The 16,865-nt window shown below is 60.2% G+C and carries 16 protein-coding genes; 12 read left to right on the top strand and 4 right to left on the bottom strand.

All coding sequences use genetic code 11. The features are described from left to right. Positions 1 to 2 precede the first annotated feature (2 nt). A complete protein-coding gene (locus tag BSY18_RS20265) occupies positions 3 to 722 on the top strand; it encodes a superoxide dismutase (RefSeq protein ID WP_069052182.1) in 720 nt (239 codons plus the stop codon). Positions 723 to 824: 102 nt separating this feature from the next. On the opposite strand, the gene BSY18_RS20260 is transcribed toward BSY18_RS20265, so the two are convergent. Beyond that, positions 825 to 1,304 (bottom strand): hypothetical protein, encoded by a 480-nt coding sequence (locus tag BSY18_RS20260; protein WP_150126422.1) that lies wholly within the window; start codon positions 1,302 to 1,304, stop codon positions 825 to 827. A 474-nt stretch (positions 1,305 to 1,778) separates the two neighbouring features. Here BSY18_RS20260 and BSY18_RS20255 point away from each other — a divergent pair, with 474 nt between their 5' ends. The 3 genes from BSY18_RS20255 (at position 1,779) to BSY18_RS20245 (ending at position 4,357) form a co-directional block, all read left to right on the top strand. Next, complete coding sequence (locus BSY18_RS20255) at positions 1,779 to 2,771, top strand: DUF2493 domain-containing protein (RefSeq protein ID WP_069052180.1); 993 nt, start codon at positions 1,779 to 1,781, stop codon at positions 2,769 to 2,771. A 337-nt stretch (positions 2,772 to 3,108) separates the two neighbouring features. Beyond that, positions 3,109 to 3,672: a hypothetical protein gene (locus BSY18_RS20250; protein WP_069052179.1), complete on the top strand. Its 564-nt coding sequence runs from the start codon at positions 3,109 to 3,111 to the stop codon at positions 3,670 to 3,672. A gap of 433 nt (positions 3,673 to 4,105) precedes the next feature. After that, a complete protein-coding gene (locus BSY18_RS20245) occupies positions 4,106 to 4,357 on the top strand; it encodes a hypothetical protein (RefSeq protein ID WP_231732291.1) in 252 nt (83 codons plus the stop codon). Between the two features lie 48 nt (positions 4,358 to 4,405). Here BSY18_RS20245 and BSY18_RS21160 read toward each other — a convergent pair whose 3' ends face one another. Beyond that, positions 4,406 to 4,738 carry a hypothetical protein gene (locus BSY18_RS21160; protein WP_150126421.1) on the bottom strand — a complete coding sequence of 111 codons (333 nt, stop codon included), beginning with the start codon at positions 4,736 to 4,738 and terminating at the stop codon, positions 4,406 to 4,408. Positions 4,739 to 5,180: 442 nt separating this feature from the next. On the opposite strand from BSY18_RS21160, the gene BSY18_RS20235 reads away from it, so the two are divergent. The 4 genes from BSY18_RS20235 (at position 5,181) to BSY18_RS20220 (ending at position 11,426) form a co-directional block, all read left to right on the top strand. Next, positions 5,181 to 5,474 carry a ribbon-helix-helix domain-containing protein gene (locus BSY18_RS20235; RefSeq protein WP_058818294.1) on the top strand — a complete coding sequence of 98 codons (294 nt, stop codon included), beginning with the start codon at positions 5,181 to 5,183 and terminating at the stop codon, positions 5,472 to 5,474. Next, entirely contained in the window at positions 5,467 to 7,863 is a 2,397-nt protein-coding gene (locus BSY18_RS20230; protein ID WP_069052177.1) for a type IV secretion system DNA-binding domain-containing protein, read from the top strand. The genes BSY18_RS20235 and BSY18_RS20230 overlap by 8 nt, the downstream gene beginning before the upstream one ends. A gap of 93 nt (positions 7,864 to 7,956) precedes the next feature. After that, on the top strand, positions 7,957 to 10,998 hold the full coding sequence (mobF, locus tag BSY18_RS20225) for a MobF family relaxase (protein WP_069052176.1): 3,042 nt from the start codon (positions 7,957 to 7,959) through the stop codon (positions 10,996 to 10,998). After that, positions 10,995 to 11,426, top strand: a complete 432-nt coding sequence (locus tag BSY18_RS20220; protein WP_150126419.1) for a hypothetical protein — start codon at positions 10,995 to 10,997, stop codon at positions 11,424 to 11,426. Before mobF ends, BSY18_RS20220 begins: the two co-directional genes overlap by 4 nt. A 321-nt stretch (positions 11,427 to 11,747) precedes the next feature. On the opposite strand, the gene BSY18_RS20215 is transcribed toward BSY18_RS20220, so the two are convergent. Both BSY18_RS20215 and BSY18_RS21320 read right to left on the bottom strand, forming a co-directional pair. Further along, a complete protein-coding gene (locus BSY18_RS20215) occupies positions 11,748 to 12,398 on the bottom strand; it encodes a hypothetical protein (protein WP_069052174.1) in 651 nt (216 codons plus the stop codon). Positions 12,399 to 12,615: 217 nt separating this feature from the next. Further along, entirely contained in the window at positions 12,616 to 12,933 is a 318-nt protein-coding gene (locus BSY18_RS21320; RefSeq protein ID WP_069052173.1) for a hypothetical protein, read from the bottom strand. A 167-nt stretch (positions 12,934 to 13,100) separates the two neighbouring features. Between BSY18_RS21320 and BSY18_RS20205 the strand changes: the two genes are divergently transcribed. The 4 genes from BSY18_RS20205 (at position 13,101) to BSY18_RS20190 (ending at position 16,864) form a co-directional block, all read left to right on the top strand. Beyond that, on the top strand, positions 13,101 to 13,754 hold the full coding sequence (locus tag BSY18_RS20205; protein WP_236823534.1) for an AAA family ATPase: 654 nt from the start codon (positions 13,101 to 13,103) through the stop codon (positions 13,752 to 13,754). Between the two features lie 395 nt (positions 13,755 to 14,149). Further along, the gene (locus BSY18_RS20200) at positions 14,150 to 14,767 is read left to right on the top strand and encodes a hypothetical protein (protein ID WP_171900313.1); all 618 of its coding nucleotides are present in this window, start codon (positions 14,150 to 14,152) and stop codon (positions 14,765 to 14,767) included. 97 nt (positions 14,768 to 14,864) lie between these two features. Then, positions 14,865 to 15,950: a hypothetical protein gene (locus tag BSY18_RS20195; RefSeq protein ID WP_054136352.1), complete on the top strand. Its 1,086-nt coding sequence runs from the start codon at positions 14,865 to 14,867 to the stop codon at positions 15,948 to 15,950. Beyond that, on the top strand, positions 15,950 to 16,864 hold the full coding sequence (locus BSY18_RS20190; RefSeq protein ID WP_054136353.1) for a hypothetical protein: 915 nt from the start codon (positions 15,950 to 15,952) through the stop codon (positions 16,862 to 16,864). Before BSY18_RS20195 ends, BSY18_RS20190 begins: the two co-directional genes overlap by 1 nt. Position 16,865 lies beyond the last annotated feature (1 nt).

The raw sequence follows: 16,865 nt of genomic DNA, 5'->3' as shown, positions 1-16,865 counted from the left end.
GCATGAGCATCATCACACGCAGGCAAGTCATCGGCACCGCAGCCTTGACGGCGACCGGCGTTGCGTTGGCAGGAAACGCAAGCGGTGCCGCTGCCCAAGGTGCTGGCAGCACGGCCGCCGCTTTCGCAGGCAAGCACACCCCCAAGCCCCTGCGGTTCAACCCCGCCAAGCTCACCGGCCTGTCCGAGCGGCTGATCACCTCACACTGGGAGAACAATTACCAAGGCTCGGTGCGCGGTCTCAACACCATTGAAGCCCGGCTCGCCGCAGCGATGGCTGACCCCGACTTCCCGCCGGTCGCCTATGCGGGGCTAAAGCGAGAGGAACTGCACCGCACCGGATCAGTGGTGCTGCACGAGTATTATTTCGATGCGCTGGGCGGAAATGGCAATCCCGGCGGCTCGATCTACGAGGCGCTCGATGGCTGGTTTGGCAGCTTCGATGCATGGCAGGCCGAATTCCGCCGCACCGCAATGTCACTGGCAGGCGGATCGGGCTGGTGCATCCTCAGCTACAACCGCCACACCAAGTCGCTGCACAACTACTGGGCCTTCGATCACATGCATGGTGCAGCCACAGGCGCACCGCTGATCGCGCTCGATATGTATGAGCACAGCTTTCACATGGATTACGGCGCGGCGGCCGCGAAGTATGTCGATGCCTTCATAGCCAATCTCGACTGGGAGGTGGTGGATGCGCGCTACCGGGCGGCGCAGGCGTAGGTTCGCTGCGCCGCGACGACTGATTTGGGGTCGGTTTGCGACTTTCCAGTTTCGGCGGAAAAGTGATCGAAGCTGCAGTCCGGTTCAAGCACTGACCTAATCTTATCGGCCCTCCCGATCCAGACGGATCGCTTCATCGAGAAAGCGCTGGGGGTCTCGCACGTACTGCGCTGCCTGTGATTGCATGATTGTTCTCATGACAGCCTCACGGCTCGGCTGAATGATTGCGCCCTCTGGCGTCGCAAGGACGCTATCGAAATGGCGTGCGAAGTCGCAGATCCCGCCGACCAATGGCAAAGACAGGTCCGCTACATGGAGGCGGAACCGGATATCCTCAATGGCCTGTCCGTTGATGCCGACCTGAATGTCGTCCGCTTTCTCGTCGCCCCAGATCCGAAGGCTGGCAGACCAAGACGGTTTCTCTGGAAGGAGCCTGCCAAGTTTCAAGAACAGCACTTCCGCATCAGCCGACGAAAAACCAAGAACGGTCTCATCGAGTTGCGCGCGGCTCATCCGCACTGCGGCAACCCCTGCGACGCGCGCCGCAGACGCAGGAATGAGATCGATGACGAATTGCCACACTGCCATCGTCAAAACATAGCGCTTAGCTGGGCGACAGCAACAGGTTGAGTTGCCGCATCGTCCCTGGCTGCCCTCCCTCTGCCGACGAGCCGCGCCGAACTGCCTCACAAGATTGGGAGTGTTCCCGCTGTAACCCCTTCGCAGGGCCGAAGGGGCGGCCCGGCGTGGCGCTGAAGCGCCTGACCGGCCCTGCCTTCGTCTCACCTGCTCGTGGGCGGGAACGTCTCTTCCACACACACAGGAACACCTGCCGAAACCTATCGGCGGCCGCCCCTTAGTCAAGGATCGCGGTCCCCCCAATTTTCAGCGGGGAGGCAGTGTCGCTGCGCGCCAGCCTCCACGCAGAAAATCGGTTCCCCCACGCCCGCCAGGGCGGCGGCGAGGCGAGCTCGCCGTCCCTGACACGGTTCGTCCGGCCCGATGGGTTTTTGGCTGTTCCCAATGTGGGGACGATTTCGAAAATCGGAGGCTTATATGACTATTTTCAATTCATTCGCAGATCTGGCTCAGGCACGGATCAATCTTGCCGATGCACGTGAAGGGATCACGGAATCCTACGATGGGGCGTTTCTCGAGCATAGCGATCTCGCCAAGCTCAACATCATCGAGGCTCCAATCGCCGCAGAGATGCCGGATCCCGACATGGCGCGCCGCGCCGTGGAGATGGCAATCGGAACGATCTTCGATGTCCTCAAGGACACGCGCATGGAAGAATTCGCGCAGCAACTCGCCTGGGGCATGGTCAACTCCTTCCACATGACCGCACGCCTGGCTGAAGGTCGCGAGGACGATGCTGCAAAGAAGCTGGGCGAAATGGCACGCCATTTCGATCCTTCGGAAATCTACGCTGTCGAGCTCGAGGAAACACAACAGCTCTGCCAGACACTGCAAGGGTGCCGCGAAGCGCTCGAGGCGATGCGCGACCATGCAGCGGACGTTTACCGGGTCGAAACCGGTCGCCCATTCACGGCCGCACGGGGATCGCAAGTCAGCAAGAACGGGGTTACCGCAAGCCAGGTGCAGGCACGCGATTTCCTCGCAGCACGCGCCAAGGATCGCAGAGCGCAATTCCAGCCCGATGGCCCGCTGGTGATCGTGTCAGGTGGTCAGAAGGATTGGCACGATTTCGCGATGATCTGGGCAATCCTCGACGACATCAAGTCCCGGATCCCGAACATGGTCCTTGGCACGACCGGCATGCGCAAGGGCGTCGACGCCATGGCGGGTGCATGGGCGCAGCAGAGCGGGGTCAACACGATCCTGTTCGTTCCCGACCAACGCCACGGCAACCGCGCTCCGTTCCTGCGCAACGAGAGCATCGTCAAACTGAACCCGGTTGAAGCAATCATCGGAGAAGGATCCGGCATCCAGTCGAACCTTGCACAGCGCCTCCGTCAGGCAGGCGTGCCACTGCACATTCGCCGCATCAGCGATCAGGCGCAAACGCGCTCGCGCACCTTCGGGTGAGCGCTCTTCGGAAGGCTCCGGCTTATGCCGGGGCCTTCCGTTCTTCTTTTGCGCAAGGGGCGGGCTCTGGGGGCATCGAACCCCCTTCGCCCGCTGCCGCGAGCATCGCGATCCCTGAATGTATCAGCGGCACTTTTACCTTGGCCCGGCGCGCCTTGCCCGTGCTTGATGCTTCGCATCTTGCGGGCATCGCTGTCGAGCCGGCGGCTGCATCCGGACAATGTGCCGACCGGCAATCCTCAGGCTGGACCAGACCCCTTGTGGGCATTCAGCCACAAGCTCAGGAAGTGAGAAAGGAGAGGGGGATGGAGGAGACGAGCAGCGACAGGAGGCAAAGATGCTCGTCACATTCCGCGTCAAGGATATCGAGACAAAGCTCCATTCGGTACCGGCTCAGATACGCCCGCAAGAGCTCGCCGCGCTGATGCGCAGACTGCACACCGCGAACAGTACAATCGATGCAGATCCAGGCGAATTCCTGGCCGCGCCCCTGAACTTCGAGATCAATGCCAACGCGCTTGCCATCGCCGCGTTCGCATCATGCTTCGACCATCGTGCGGAGATGATCGCGATCGTCGAGGAAGCGCAGTTTCTTGGACGAATGCTGCGGATCGAGCACCAGCAATGGGATGCGCCGATCACGATGCGCGTGAGTGAACACATCGCTCTGGTAGGTGACATCACGATGAGCAGCGACCTTGCGTCCAAGGTGCTCACTTCTCTTGGCCGCCATGCAAATGAGTCTGGCCATTTGTCCCTGCAGAAGCTCGCCACAGCGCTCGAAGATCACCGGACTTACGCGGCTTTCGTCAAGGCAGGAATCACTCCGCTCTTCGAAAGCCTCGCGTTCATCGCCGCCACCGATTGTGGAGAGCAACATCCGCTGCTCGAATGGAGCTAATGACGAACCAGCCACCAGTTCATGAGCAGCCGGGAATCGGCTCAACTCGACGCCATGTTTAACGCTCGATCTGCAACCAGCCTCCTGCAGGATCGAGGTGGAAAAGGGTGCCCGGCACGTTGCCGCGGTGCCCTTTTTTCATGCCGCCTGGATCACGCTGATTCCGAACAGCCACGCTCCAGGGCATAGCTTTCGCGAAGTCGCTGGGAACGCATACCTCCTGCCGCAGGCACGTCCACCACCATCGCCATGAGCACCCCGCCAGCATACTGGTCAACCACTAATTTCCCGACCGAGAAGCCGTGCTGCGCCGGCTTCCGCACCATCGAAAAATTAGCGGTCAAGCCTCCGCTTCGCTCCGGTGACCAGCACACTGACGGGGCGCTGTTTCATGGCATGGCGGACGAGCCGCCAAGCGCCAGGAGGCAAGGTCATGTGCTACACAACGGAAAGCTACGAAGACGACGTTTCAGTGCTTCGTCAGATCAACCCCAACATCATCGCCCTTGATGAAAAAACTCTGGAAGCTGAGCGGCGCTCATACCACACCTTCTTCGACGTCCATGTCGTCGAGACCCGGGACGGATACATCCTCATCGAGGAAGGAGACTATGGCGAGCTGCCGATGCATCTGATCGACCAGATCGTCTACACCGCGACCGGCAAGATGGCCGATGAATTCTGACGAGACAGGGCGGTGGTCATCGCCGCCCAACTCGACAAAAACCAGACCTCACCCGCCAAGCTTCTCGAGGGCAGAAATCGCCACCTTTGGCTTCACCTTGACGGCCAGTTCCAGAAGGACAATCGCCGTATCCTGACCGACCTTCTTGATCAGGCGATTAAGCTCTCGCTCTGCTTCCTCACGCTCAAGCTCTGCAAGCTTCTGCCTGCGCTCTTCCAGCTCCTTTTCCGCTGCTGCCAGCGCGGACCGTTCGCGTTCAAGTTTCGACACCATTGCGCATTCCTCCAAGCCTTGAAAGACCATGCGAAGATGCACCAATCGCAGGGTCTGTTCGAGGCATTTTTTTGCTTGCTGCTCTCGCTCCGCTTCGTCGCAGAGCACGGCCTGCTTGAGCCAACGCCATGGCCAAACCAAGAGCCATTGTCGTCCCACAGCTCCCGCTGTAGGCGGAAATAACGCATGCGGTGAGTTCGCGAGTCAGGCTCGCTCGCGCAATCCCACTGGAGAACCACCTGGGCCAGTGATCCCCCTACGGCGCTGGACCTGGCACAGGGCACAAGTTCCTGATTTTTGCACACCGTACACCGCTGCGCGGTAGGCTGATGCAGCGAAGTTCTGCATATTTCACAATTGGTTAGCCGAAGTCTTGCTCACAATTCGGGCGGTGCAGTCGGCTGCAGGATGTTCACGGCTTCAATAAAGCATCGAAAAACCAATGCCATAGCGCTGCACCGGGCTGCATCGCCGACGCTCTTGGCAAGTGCGATGCAGCGCTATATACTGATACCTGCGATAGACGAACCACGCCTGAAAAGGTGTGGTAGTGGAAAAGAAACAGTTCCAGAGCGTCGGTGTAACGCTCAGCCCAAGGATGATCGACGTCGTCGATCAACTTGCGGCAAGCCGCGGTGTCTCGCGGTCAGAAGCCATCCGCATTGCTCTTGAAGTCGGTATTCCGCTCCTGAAGGCGGGATTATCGCTCAATGCCGAGCGGGCTGTCACGATCCTTGAGCATACCCAGCTTGCGCTCTCGCTCATCGTCCAGGAGCAATATCCGGCTGATGCCGAACACCTGATCGCTCAGGCGCTCTCCAACGTGCGAGAGCATCATGGCTGAAGACATCAGGTTCAGCAAAAAAGCTGCCACTCTCACCCACGCTTCCGCTCGCGGAAAAGTGAAGCGGAACGCAGGCAATTTTACGCGCGGATCGCAGCTGTTCCACCATGAAATCCTGATGACCTGGGCGGGCATCAGAATGCCTCTCTACGTCTGGGTCGGAACCGCCGTTCTTCTGCTGTGCATCCTCGTCAGTTTGACCTTCAAGAACCACGAGGTGCAGCTCGTGCTGATGAAGCTCTACGCCGAAGCTTGGGGATGGGTTCAGCTCAATCCCAACAAGCCTGTGAACCTGACGCTTCCATCGGGTCAGATGGTGCAAGGCACGATGTCCATGGTGCCCTATCATCCTGCAGTGGAAAGGGCGTGGGCCAAGGCTGTGCAGGTCAGCATTTCTGCGGGTCTTGGTGCTGCCTTTATTTGCGTGCCCTTGACCGTTTGGTTCGTCGACTTTTCGAAACGGCGCGGGACCGACATTCTCACCGAGCGCCATGAGCGCGGCGCCGTGCTTGTGACGCACAGCGAACTGGCCCAAGCCATCACCAGCCATAACTGGAAAGCGCATGTCAGCGAGTGCCGCAAGCGCAGGCCAGCGGTAGACCCCGACAAGATCCTCGCAGAGCCCTTGAAGGACCGTGTCCGGGCAGGTCTGCATGCGCCTTACCGCCTGGCAGGTGTGCCGGTTCCTTGGCGTCTTGAGCAAAGCCATGCGATGTTCATCGGTACCACCGGTGCTGGCAAGACGACCGAGCTCAAAAAGATCGTCACGCAGGCGCGTGAACGCGGGCATCGCTGCGTCATTTTCGATCTGACCGGCACCTTCGTCGAAAGCTTCTATGATGCCGAAACGGACATCATCCTCAACCCGATGGATCGCCGCTGCGTGCCATGGTCGATCTTCAACGACTGCGACAATTACGCCGAATTCATGAGCGCCGCGACAGCGCTGGTTCCGAGTGGGCACAGCGCGGAAGATGACTTTTGGCAGAAGTCGGCGCGCACCTTGTTCGTCGAAATGTGCGTCAAGATGATCAAGATGGGCGTGCGCTCAAATGGGGCGCTTTCCTACTTCCTGATGCAGTCGGATCTGAAGACGATCCATGCTCAACTTGAGGGCACGATTGCAGGGCCGATGATGTCGCCCGCCGCTGCCAAAATGGCAGAGTCGATCCGGACCACCTTCATCGCCAATGCGAATGTTTTCCGCTTCCTGCCCGAACCTCATCCGGGCGAAACCGGCTTCTCAATCAAGAACTGGATGACCACCGAGGTCAAGGAAGGGTCGATCCTTTTCATCACCTCCACGCACCCGGACCTAGTCCTCAATCGCCCGCTTTTGACGCTGTGGATGGACCTGGCCGTCAATGCGCTGTTCCACATGGGACGAAGCCGCGATCTGCGCACGTGGTTTCTCATCGACGAAGTCCATGCGCTGCATCGTCTCCCGGCTATCGATCATGGCCTTCAGACCGCGCGTGCGTTTGGCGGAGCCTTCGTGCTTGGCATGCATTCCTTCGACAAGCTTGAAGAAACCTATGGCGAGAACGGGGCTACCAATCTGGCCTCGCTGGCTGGCACCAAACTGATCCTCAAGACGGCCGATCCCGAGACGTCGCGGCGCTGCTCGGAGTTCATTGGCAACCGCCAGGTTCGGATCATGGATGAAGCCTATTCCTACGGTTATAACGATAACCGGGACGCATCGACGATCACGCCTCGTACCAACGTCGAAGAACTCGTCATGCCGGTCGACATCAGCGACCTGCCCAGCATGCACGGGTTCGTGAAATTCCCCGACGGTTTCCCCGCTGCCCGCATCAGGCTGACGTGGAAGGATTACGAACCCCGCGCCAAGGGCTTCGAGCGTGTCACCGACATGCGCGCCGCCGAATACACACCACCGTCCGGGGATATCGCGGAAATGGGGGGTGGGGATAGGGAAGGCGCGGAACCTGACATCGTGCCTCTGGAGCGCAAGGATCGCGAAGAGGTGGCGCTGAGTGATGCGGAGCGGGCAGCGCAGCAGTTGCGGGAGGCGATCGAGGGACCGTTCAACCCTGAGCGCGAGCTGACCGAAGATGAGGTGGCGCGCAAGATCGAGGACGAAGAGGAGAGGGCGGAGTTCGAGCGCAGGCCAACGCAAGGGGAGCTCTATGGCTATATCCGCCCGGGCAAGAAGGACCAGCGCGAGCGGCAGAATCTGGCCATGCGCGACAGCGAAGAGCGCGGCGCGCAGACGAAGATCGAAGGACAAAAGGGGCGAGCGCAGAACAGCAGGGCAGACGCGCAGGAGAGCGAGCTTTCCAAAGAGAACATGCGCGGCATCGGCAATGAAAAGCAGAGCCGGCAGGACCCTTCCATCGACGATGATCAGGAGCTTGGGCGATGAGCGCGGCAGGACAGACCTGCCATGTGTGCCCCCTATTTTGCGCGCCGTGTGCCGGGCCGATGCTCCGGCGCGAACAGGCAAGGGTAGCCTGAGATGCTGTCGGTCGCATCAGTCGCATCAGCAGGCGGCGCCGCAAACTATTTTGCCAAGGACGACTACTATGTCGGCGATGGCCCTGCCGAGCTCAGCGAATGGGGCGGGAAGGGCGCTGAAGCGCTCGGGCTTGCAGGCCCTGTCGCCAAGGACGACTTCGAAAAAGTCCTCGATGGCAAACTGCCCGATGACACGGTCGTGAATGGCAATGCAAACCGCCGCTCGGGCATAGACCTCACATTCTCGATGCCGAAATCGGCCAGCCTGCTTGCGCAGCTGGGCGGCGACAAGCGGATCCTCGATGCACAAGTGGCCGCCGTCAAGGCGACCATGGCCTATCTCGAGAAGCATTATGCGCAGGCACGCGATCGTTCGCGCAATGCCAACGGCGAAGGCGTGGTCACAGGCAAGCTCCTCTATGCCCTGTTCCAGCACGACACGAGCCGGGCGCTGGACCCGCAAAACCATACCCATGCTGTCATCGCCGCGATGACCCAAGACAAGGATGGCAACTGGAAGGCGCTGTGGAATGGAGAGATCTGGAAGAACAACACAGTCCTTGGCTCCATCTACAACGCCGCGCTGCGGACCAACCTCGAGAAGCTCGGCTACGAAACTCTGATCACGGGCAAGCACGGCCAGTTCGAGATCAAGGGCGTGGCGCGCGATGTGATAGAGGCCTTCAGCCAGCGTCGCCTGACCATTCTGGCAACGGCCGAAAAGCTCGGGAAGAGCGCAAATGACACAGAAGCCTTGCGTGAAATCACCAAGCGGACCCGCGATCCCAAGCTGAATCCGGATGACAAGCTGGCGCTCCGGCAAGAATGGGCCAAGCGCGCTGCCGGGCTAGGGTTCGATGCCAAGGCGCTGGTCGAACAGGCGCGGGGACGCGGTTCCGGGGGGCGTGAAAGCCCTTTGGGGTCGCCGCAGCGAGTGCAGGAGACTCTGAGCGCGCTCCGCGACAGCGTGAAGCTCTACACCCGGCCAGCGGACACACTGACAACCAGTGGCCTGCAACGGATCACCCTGACGCCCACGCAGCTGCGCAATGAGATGGCAACCGCTTCTGCGATCAGGATCGTCGGCGAACGTGAAACCTCCTGGACCCGGGGCGAGCTGGTCAAGACCGCGCTCGACCTCGGCGTAAAGGGCGTGACCGCTGACGGTGTGGAAGCACGGATCGGCGTGTTGGTGGCCGACGGTCGGGTGCTGGAGGGCAAGAGCGACAGGCTCGATGGCCGACCCGAGAAGTTCACAACCCCTGAGCATGTGGCCATCGAGCGGGCAACCCTTGAAAATGTCGCCGCCGGAAAGGGCGCAGGCCAGGCCATCATTGAAGCCGCCGCGGCTCCAGAACGTCTGCGGCAAGTGGCCAGAACTCACGAGCTCAATGCCGAGCAGATTGCCGCGGGAACACTGGCGCTGGCCAGCAAGGACCGCACAATCGTGATCCAGGGCGTCGCGGGCGCAGGCAAAACAACGATCATTTCGGCGATCGCAAGCGTGGCGCATCAGGAGGGAAGGGAGGTGATCGGCCTCGCCTTTGCCAACAAGATGGTGGGCGATCTTCGCAGCGATACAACGATTCGGGGACCGGACGGTGAGGTTGTCAGGCAGGGTATCGCAGCAAGAACCGTCTCATCCTTCGTGAATGAGCATTTGCGGCCCGCGCTTGAGGGCTCGGGTCCGAAGTTCGAAGCTTCACGCGAAGCCTTGCGCGGCAAAGTGCTGGTGTTGGACGAGGCTTCGCTCGTGGCGAACAAGCCGATGAATGACCTGCTCACGATCGCCAACCGGCTTGGGGTTGAAAAGCTGGTCATGATCGGAGACCGGGCACAGCTGCAGCCGATCGAGGCGGGCAAAAGCTTTGCGCTGATCCAGTCCGATAACCCCGCCATAGCCCGGATCGATACCAGCCTTCGGCAGCGCACCGAGCATATGAAGGAAGCCGCTGGCCTCGCGCGCGCCGGCATGTTCAAAGAAAGCTTTGCCTCGCTTGGCGAGCGTGTGGTCGAAGCTGGCGCAGACCACCTCAAGGTCACCGCGCAGAAATGGCTGGAGCTGTCGCCAGAAGACCGCGAGCGCACCGCGATCTACTCATCTGGTCGTGCAGCGCGCGGTGAACTTAACCGGATGGTCCAGCGGGGCCTCAAGGCAGAAGGCGCGATCAAGGGGGAAGGGCTGAGGCTGACCACGCTCCTCCCGGCCCATGCGACGCGCGAGGAGCTGCGCTACGCCTCGACCTACAGCAAGGGCCAGCTGCTCGAAGTAACGCGCCAGACCGCCCCTGGAGGGCTTGTTCGGGGCCGGTACGATGTCGAAGGCATCGACGCAAAGAGCCGGGTCATGCTGCGCGATGAAAGCGGCAAGCTGATCAAATTCGATCCGGCGGCAATCGACCCTTCGGACAAACGCGATGCCTTGAGGCTTTCCGAAAAGCACAAGGAGACAATCTACGAGGGCGACAAGATCCGCTGGACCGAAAAGGATGATGCCAGGGGGCTGATGAAGTCCGAGGAGGCAAGGATCCTCGGAATCAGGGATGGGATCGTCACGCTCGAGAACAAGGCTGGCGAGACCGTAGAGCTCAAGCAGAATGACCGCATGCTCGAGCGCATGGGGCTGGCCTATGCGATCAACATGCATCAGGCGCAGGGCGACACCCGCGACATGGCGATCGGTGAGATGCACTCATCAGCCCGTCACTTGTCGAACCAGCGTCTGGCGCTCGTCATGATGACCCGGGTGCGCGATGACATTCACCATCGTCACCAACGACCGCGATCGGCTCCTGGCGCAGATCGACCGCAATCCGGGCGACAAGACCAGCGCGCTCGAAACCCTTGGCGAAAAGCAGGTCGAGGCCAAGCGCAGCGGCCGCGAGGCTGGCGAATTCCGGCCCACAATTCCCGATCATTTGAGGGCGCCCGAGGACAGGCAAGCATCCGCCCCGCGGATCGATCCGGCGAGCCTTCGGGCAACGCGCCAGCTCGATGTGCCCGAACGCAACATCGAACGCAGCCGATAGGAGGAAGATCGTGACACCGATGGGCCATGCCAAAGCGGGCACGCCGCCTTCAGACACTTTCGAGATTCACCTCACGCATCAGCTGACCCTGACCAATCTGGTGAACGAGGCAGGACTCTCGGAGATCGCGCGTGCCGCTGGCGGGGACAGCTTTGTGGTCTGCGATTTCAATACGCACGGGGTTCAGGGATGCGCTGATCTGCGAGCCGCCCTCGATAACCAGAAAATGGCCGCCGAGTTGGTGGCGATAGGTCTGATGATCCTTGTCGCAGTTTTGGTGGGCACGATCGCGGCCGCCTTTGTGAGGCTGATGGCGAAGCGCGTGGCTCTTCCCCGCGAACAGTGCGCCGATGCCTTTCTCCCGCTGCACAGGGGTCGGGCAAAGCCCCCGAATGGCGCCGTCAACATCATCATCAGGAAGGAGAAAAGGCATGGCATTTGACTACGAAGACGCAGGGACCTTCGGGAGTGAGCGCGAGGCGAAGGACTGGGCGCAGCGCAACAAGGTCGATCTGCGCGATCTCCACATCCCGCAAGGTCGGGGGCCAGCGCGTCGAAGTGGGTATCCGCAAGAGCGGCTACGATCAGCGCGAGAATTACGACAACCAGCACGGCCAGAGACGGGACGGGTTCTGGCGATGATGAAGTCCGCCGCGGCGTGCCTGATTTGGACCACTGGCTTGTTGCACGACGCGAACGGAGCTTCGAATTTTGGACGTTTGGAGTATCGAAAGCCCCAGATTTGGCGGCTTTCGATATCTTTTTATGCAGCCAAGGCGGATTGCACGTTGCCAGGAAACAGTAGCAGAGCGTACGCATTTGCAATCTGCCGGGCGCTTGATTCAGACAAGCCTGTCACATCCCCCACCAAGGCCCCGCCATCGAAAAAGCTTTTTGGCTCACGGCCAGAAGCGATCAGTTGATAGGTTCGGAACAGAACCCTTGCCATTTCCCCGTCGGCAGACTGCCTGATCATCTGGTCATAATCAGAATCCAAGCTGATATGGTCCCAATGCACCGAGCAGTATTTTCTTGCTTTTGCCACGTGCAGGGACGGTATCTTGCGGCGTTGGCACTCATAGAACCAAGCATCGCGAGCGGCTGAATCTCGCTTCTCGACCATTTTCCAAGCACGGTCTGGCCAAGAGATCCCTTGGAACATGAACCGTAGAAACTCAGATGACGTTCTGTCGTAACCCAGATGGACTGAGCGGTCCTCGAATAAATCGAAATCCACCTCGTAAACCGTCACGTCGGGCAGATGATTGGAAGTGGACAGGTAAGCCGCATTGGATCGAAATCCAACGAGGGCGGCAATCGCTTCCGAAGCATGTGCGGAGCGCATTTCAAAATCACCCATGAGAGTGGCTTTGAGCAGACGAATATTCTCTGATGTTGGCAATAGGATAGCCATACGAACTCCAATGGGTCGTGTCGGTCGCCATTTAATCGATCTGACCACTGGTTTCGCGGGCAGTCTGTAGAATTTATCGAAACCTATTTAGCTTGGCGACAGGCAAGGGGGTCAGACCAACCACAAGGCTGATCGCATATCATACGACTGTCAACCACTGCTCTGCGTTTTGCCTGGTCATGGCTGTAGCACACGCCGCCTGCGCGCGTCCCGCACACTATGGCCGTTGGCGCACATCCAGCACAATATCGAATTCGCGAGGTCCCGCGTCTGCGGTCGTGCAAGGGGTCAAAGTCGCACAAGCATCGAAAATGATCGCCCTCTCAGGCGCTTCAGTTGATAGCCATACGCCAATGACCGCCTCGCGGACGAGCGCGTTTGAGTCTTCAAAAACGGTCTTGAAATAACTCGTGGCGGCGTCTTCCTCGGATGCGCATCCGAGAACGACTGATGGGTTTTCGCCCATTCGCTCGTCATACATATCGGCAAAATAGTCTTGGTGGGTGCCAACGATTGCGAGATTCCGTTTTCCCATTCGAGCCCCCGTCCATTGCTCATGATGCTTACAAAGCGGTTCGCTTGAGGACAAGGCAACTAAGATTATTTGTCGTGTGCTGCTACCCAAACTTGGACCGATTGGGTCTGGAGTTTTCTGCCTTGCTCAGGTCCGGTGGGCTGGTTTCGCCGGGTGAGTTTGCCAGCATGATCGCAGCGGACAAGAACACGTTCGCGCTGGCCTTCTTCCTATCGCAGCTCAAGCGCGACCCTGAAATCTCCGACAAGATCGTCGTGTTTGATGATCCCTTCACGAGCCTAGATGACTTCCGCCGGACTATGACGGCTAAGGAGATCGTACGGGTCGGGGAGATGGACAGGGCCGCCCAGGTCATCGTGCTCAGCCACGACAAGTTCTTTCTCGAGGCTGTGAGGTCTCTGAGCCACGGCGCGGCCTGTACGCCTTTCCAGATTTCGGCAAGCGAGGCGGGATCATCCATCGAACTGTGGGACATTGAGCCGGAGGTCAAGGAAGGCTACCTTCAGCATCATATGCGTCTGCAGGGCTTTACCGACGGGGGAAGCGGGGACGCAGGCGACATGCGGATGGTGATGCGCCCGCTATTGGAGCGGTATATTCGTTACCGCTTCCCCAATCAGATTCTTAAGGGGAAGTGGCTGGGTGACATGCTTGCCACGATCCGAGCCGACAGCGGGTATCCGCTGACGCCCCAGCATAGCGACTTGGACCACATCAACGGCTACACTGTCCCTTCCACCACGATCCGAACACCCCATTCGTTGAAGATGAGGTCCGCGCCTATGCGCAACGGACGGTATCAATCGTGGGCGGCTGCTTAATGCAAATTCATGGGCAATCGCACTTGCATGTCGGGACGAACATGAAAACTTCTTACGCCGCTCGTTGCGCGCGATGACCTCCACTAGATGCCTCATTTGGTCGCCTTCTGGAGCCAGACGGAGACTCATTAGCTGAGGTCCATCAGCGCGGAGGCCAATTGTGGCAGCGCGCACAATCGCCGCTCGAACTTCATTGCACCGGTGCCATCTCGAAGTATCAGCCGATCACCGCAAGGCGGCGTCGACCGGAGGGATACTGTCAATCTGCCGAATTGAGCCTGTGCCATCAGTGACACTTTACCCAGAAGCGGCGGGTAAAGTGTCACTGACGACTAAAGCGCGGTTGTCGCGAAAAAGGGATTCACTTTTCGTTCTCTATGTGCTTGGATTCTACCATGTTCCAGCCGGATCTCTTCACGAAGGACGCGATAGCTGAGGGATCCGATCTCGCAGCGGACATCGTCACGCCTCGCGCCGGTACTGAGTGGGTGGATAGGACGCCTGCGGGCGTGTCGGCCAATGACGAACCTCTCGACCTGCCCGCCGTCTTGGAACGGCTGTCGCGGATGTCTTCACGGCCGCGTTACACCTTCATGGTGCTGAACCTGATCGCGCGGGCTGCTGGTCATTCTGCGAGTGCCGGTCCTTATGTCGAAGATAATGGCCGCGCGGTTCCGGTCCGGGATTGGCTGAGCGATGCTTTGCTGCCGATGGCGCATCGCGATGGCCGACGGCGCGCAGTCATTGATCAGGTTCGACGCGACCTCGAGCGCAAGGGAACCTTGCCGTCCGACCAGACGGCTGCAGAGCAGATCGTGGCCGGCGAGGTTCGCGAGCGGCTGCTACATTCCGGGCGTACCAATGTGAGCCGCGCGGTATCGGACCTCGTTCGCGCGGGACTGCTGCGGCGCCATTACCAGGGCTATTGCGTCGACCATCGCAATCGGGGTGCTCAGCGTGAGGCCGTCTATACGATTATCCCTTCGGTTCACCGGGCCCTTGGAAAGGGCTAACAGGCTCGGACGGCTCTACGACCAAATTTGCTGAACAGTGAATATTGCTTTTCTGTCGAATATTCGATAGAGAGACCTTATTCACTGGTGGCCGAATATGAAAAATTTCGAGATTGAAGAAGGAGATCTGCTAGATAAGCTGAGCCGTGCCGTGTCGGCTCTGCCCGGCGCATCGGTGCAGGAGCGTCTCTGTGAACAACGATCCGGTGGGCGTTATTCCCCGGATGGCTTGCTCGATGTGCGCCTCAACCGCCACCGGTTCGAACTCGTGATTGAAGCCAAGCGCGAGCTATTCCCTCGCGACGTGCGTCAGCAGATCTGGCAGCTCCGCGACTATCTCGACCGTATGGACGGATCAGGCGAGAAGGTCCCGATGCTAATCGCAGCCGCAATCTCGAAGGGCGCGCGCGATATTCTCCAGCAGGAGGGGGTTGGCTATTTCGACCCCGGTGGCTCGCTCTTCGTCCCGTCGTCGGGTGCCTATGTGCTGATCGATCGTCCCCCGCCCAAGAAAGCGGACCGCGCCCTCGCCTCGATCTTTCAAGGCCAGCGCGCACGCGTCGTCCAGGCGGTCATCGAGACCGCGCCCAACTGGGTCAGCGGCAAGGATCTGGCGGAGGAGACCGGCGTGTCGCCGGCAACGACGTCTGAGACCCTGACCGAGATGGAGCGGCGGGATTGGCTCGAGGTGGAAGGGGCGGGGCCTGCCAAGATGCGCCGCCTGCGCGAGCGAGGCCCCATTCTCGACGAGTGGGCGCGCTTGATCGCCGATCAGAAGCAGCCTCGGATCGAGCGCTTCTACGTCCCGGGCGGCGATGCTGGCGAGATTGCGCGTCGGCTCGATGAGGCATGCCACGACGTTGGCGCCAAATATGCGGTGACGGCCGAGGCAGCCGCGCAGGCCTATGCGCCCTATCTTTCCGTGATCTCCCAGCTCCGATGCCGGATCCAAGGCGGACGCCTTTACAGCGAGGTTCTCTCGCGCCTCGATGCCCGGCCCGTGTCTGAGGGATGGAACCTAGGTGTGATCGAGAAGACCGGCAAGAGTGACATTGCTGTTGGCGAGCGGATCGACGGCGTTACATATGCGCCGCCGATTCAAGTCTATCTCGATCTCCTGCAAGGGTCAGGTCGCGCCAGGGAAATGGCCGACCACCTTCGCGCCGAACGACTGGCAGGATAGTGACGAAGCCCAACATCTTTGCCGCCTATGATGGCGGCGTCACCGAAGCAGCCGAGCGTGTCCTTGTCACGCTCCTCCGGGGCTTCGGACCCTGGAAGGACAGCGTGTTCCTTGTGGGTGGCCTGACGCCGCGCTACCTCGTTGCCGCACGGCCGCCCAAAGTGCCCCAGCATGCCGGCACCGGCGACGTTGATGTCGTCATTGACGTGGCGATCCTGACCGACACGGAAGCCTACAGCACGCTGGAAGAGAACCTCCATGCGATGGGGTTCGATCGCGGGACGAACGACAAAGGCGTGAAGGTCTCCTGGCGCTGGGAGGCGCGTCTGGAGACGGGCGCAACCATGATCCTCGAATTCCTCGCCGAGCATCCCGAACTCGGTGGCGGCAAAGTCAAGGTGCTCCCGACCGAGGGCAACGTCTCAGCGCTCAATATCCCGCACGCGTCGATGGTGTTTGACCTGCACGACAAGACCGAGCTCACTGCCGAGTTATTGGGCGGCGGCGGGCTGGCCACCGAGACCGTGCGCTACGCCAACATCGTCAGCTTCACCTGCCTCAAGGCGTTCGCCTTCGATCACCGCAACGCGCGCAAGGACGCACACGATCTCGTCTACTGCCTTGAGCATCATTCGGGCGAACTGGCCGCGGCCATCGGCGCGTTCAAGGACGCCTTGGCGGGGCCGCATGCCGATGCGGTGCAGGAGGCGCTCGCGAAGCTGAAAATCCGGTTCGTTCATGAAGATCCCGATCAATCATACCGTCGGGATGGTCCCGTCGCTGTCGCGCGGTTCGAGGATAACGATGCAGATGTTGGCGGCAACCAGGAGGTCAGGGATTTGCGGATCCTGCGTCAACGGCGAGTCGCGGATCTGATGGGAGAATTCCTCGACGCACTGGCGTCAGGCGAGTGAG

The organism is Blastomonas sp. RAC04, from assembly GCF_001713435.1.
Lineage (GTDB): Bacteria > Pseudomonadota > Alphaproteobacteria > Sphingomonadales > Sphingomonadaceae > Blastomonas > Blastomonas fulva.
The sequence above is the reverse complement of the archived record's forward strand: the minus strand, read 5'-3'. Positions and strand labels throughout refer to the sequence as shown.

Excerpts from the sequence above, each read along its gene's own strand:
- BSY18_RS20265 (WP_069052182.1), top strand. The coding sequence starts at position 3 with ATGAGCATCATCACACGCAGGCAAGTCATCGGCACCGCAGCCTTGACG.
- BSY18_RS20255 (WP_069052180.1), top strand. The coding sequence starts at position 1,779 with ATGACTATTTTCAATTCATTCGCAGATCTGGCTCAGGCACGGATCAAT.
- BSY18_RS20250 (WP_069052179.1), top strand. The coding sequence starts at position 3,109 with ATGCTCGTCACATTCCGCGTCAAGGATATCGAGACAAAGCTCCATTCG.
- BSY18_RS20245 (WP_231732291.1), top strand. The coding sequence starts at position 4,106 with ATGTGCTACACAACGGAAAGCTACGAAGACGACGTTTCAGTGCTTCGT.
- BSY18_RS20230 (WP_069052177.1), top strand. The coding sequence starts at position 5,467 with ATGGCTGAAGACATCAGGTTCAGCAAAAAAGCTGCCACTCTCACCCAC.
- mobF (WP_069052176.1), top strand. The coding sequence starts at position 7,957 with ATGCTGTCGGTCGCATCAGTCGCATCAGCAGGCGGCGCCGCAAACTAT.
- BSY18_RS20215 (WP_069052174.1), bottom strand. The coding sequence starts at position 12,398 with ATGGCTATCCTATTGCCAACATCAGAGAATATTCGTCTGCTCAAAGCC.
- BSY18_RS21320 (WP_069052173.1), bottom strand. The coding sequence starts at position 12,933 with ATGGGAAAACGGAATCTCGCAATCGTTGGCACCCACCAAGACTATTTT.
- BSY18_RS20205 (WP_236823534.1), top strand. The coding sequence starts at position 13,101 with ATGATCGCAGCGGACAAGAACACGTTCGCGCTGGCCTTCTTCCTATCG.
- BSY18_RS20200 (WP_171900313.1), top strand. The coding sequence starts at position 14,150 with ATGTTCCAGCCGGATCTCTTCACGAAGGACGCGATAGCTGAGGGATCC.
- BSY18_RS20195 (WP_054136352.1), top strand. The coding sequence starts at position 14,865 with ATGAAAAATTTCGAGATTGAAGAAGGAGATCTGCTAGATAAGCTGAGC.